The organism is Corallococcus praedator (genome assembly GCF_003612125.1).
Lineage (GTDB): Bacteria > Myxococcota > Myxococcia > Myxococcales > Myxococcaceae > Corallococcus > Corallococcus praedator.
The window spans coordinates 1-435 of record NZ_RAWI01001093.1 but is presented as its reverse complement, the minus strand read 5'-3'; the positions used below and the strand labels follow the sequence as shown (position 1 = coordinate 435).

Annotated in this window: 1 protein-coding gene; it reads left to right on the top strand. The window is 56.1% G+C overall.

What is annotated here, in order from left to right; all coding sequences use genetic code 11:
- A partial coding sequence (locus D7Y13_RS43160) for an MFS transporter (RefSeq protein WP_208734655.1) occupies positions 1–435 on the top strand: 435 nt, incomplete at both ends.

Genomic DNA, 435 nt, shown 5'->3' with positions numbered 1-435 from the left:
TTCTAACATTGCGGGCGGCGTCCTGCTAAGCAACTTTTTGGTGGAGCTTGACGCCACTGCGATCGAAGTCGGAATGCTAGCCTCAATTCCGATGCTGGCAAATCTGCTACAGCCGCTGGGCGCATACTTCTCAGAGCGCACCAATAGCCGTCACAACTACTGCCTGTGGGTCTACGGCCCCTCAAGGCTGCTGTGGCTGATTTTGGTAGCGGGAATTGCGCTGTTTAGCTGGGGCAAGGCAGACTCGCATCAGCTCGTCAACTGGACGCTGGCGATCGTCTTTTTCAGCCACTTTTTAGGCGCATTCGGCAGTGCTTCCTGGCTAAGCTGGCTGGCGGTTCTCGTGCCTCGTCGTCTACGCGGGCGCTATTTTGGGCTGCGTAACAGTGCTGGCAGTTTGACTAATCTGCTGTCTGTGCCGATTTTGGGCTGGAT